Annotated in this window: 1 protein-coding gene; it reads right to left on the bottom strand. The window is 67.5% G+C overall.

What is annotated here, in order from left to right; all coding sequences use genetic code 11:
- Positions 1–1,016 (bottom strand): type VI secretion system Vgr family protein (locus tag PMI12_RS26205; protein WP_007838781.1); only part of this gene is annotated, 1,016 nt, incomplete at both ends.

The raw sequence follows: 1,016 nt of genomic DNA, 5'->3' as shown, positions 1-1,016 counted from the left end.
AAGAAGCTGCGCTCGTAGCTGAGGAAGCAGCGCGTGTCCTGCGCGTACTTGAACGCGGCCTGGCATTCGGGGTCCGGCATCTCGTCGGCGTTGTGCACACGCCCGGTGACGATGGGGCAGTCCGGATCGCCATTGAGGAAGTCGACGATGACCTCCTGCCCGATGCGTGGCAGCGCGGCCATGCCGAAGGTCGAACCCGCCCAGGCCGTCGACACGCGTACCCAGCAGCTGGCGTGCCCGTTGTCCTCGCCGATGCGGTCCCAGTGGAACTGGACCTTGATGCGGCCGTATCGGTCGGTCCAGATTTCTTCGCCGGCCGGGCCGACCACCTTCGCGGTCTGCGGTCCCTCGGTCCACGGCTTGGGTGTCGTGCGCCGCGGGCGCCAGGCGAAGCTCGTGGGCTGGGCATCGAAGGTGAAGCGCTGCACGGAGCCCTCGGCGCCGTTCTGTCCTTCACTGGCCTGGATGGTCTCTTGCAGGTGATAGCCGACACCGAGCAGCAGGTGCTGCCGGTTCTGGTCGTCGCGCGGGTGGCCGGCGAGGCGGAAGGTGTGGCCCGGCGCCAGTTCGCGCAGGTTGGAGCGGCCCCTGGCCCGGCGGCGTTCGCTCAGTTGCTCCTCCGTGCGGAGGCGCGCGTAGTCCTCGCCGTCGCCGTGCTGGATGAAGCCACCCGGCCACTCGTAGGCTTCATGGCTGTCGTGGTCATGGCCGGGCGGCATTTGCTGGCGGCTCGCCAGGTCGGCCCTCGGCTTTTCGAAGTCGTAGTCGTCGGTGTAGTGATGGCCGGAGCGAATCTCTTCGGCCTGCTCCCATGCATGAATGCGCTCGCCGGGCTCCAGGCCTCCCGTCATGCCCGAGTGTTCGTGGGGGTGGTAGCGCACCGTCTCGCCGCCAGGCAGGGGGCCGTGCGAACTGGCGATGTCGTCGGCGAAGACCAGCACGTGCTGCTCGGCTTCATGCCGGAAGAAGAAATAGATGCCTTCGTGCTCGCACAGGCGCGAGACAAAATCGAAGTC

The sequence above is a fragment of the Variovorax sp. CF313 genome (assembly GCF_000282635.1).
Lineage (GTDB): Bacteria > Pseudomonadota > Gammaproteobacteria > Burkholderiales > Burkholderiaceae_C > Variovorax.
Note: the sequence above shows the minus strand (reverse complement) of the source record. Positions and strands in the feature narration are given on the sequence as shown.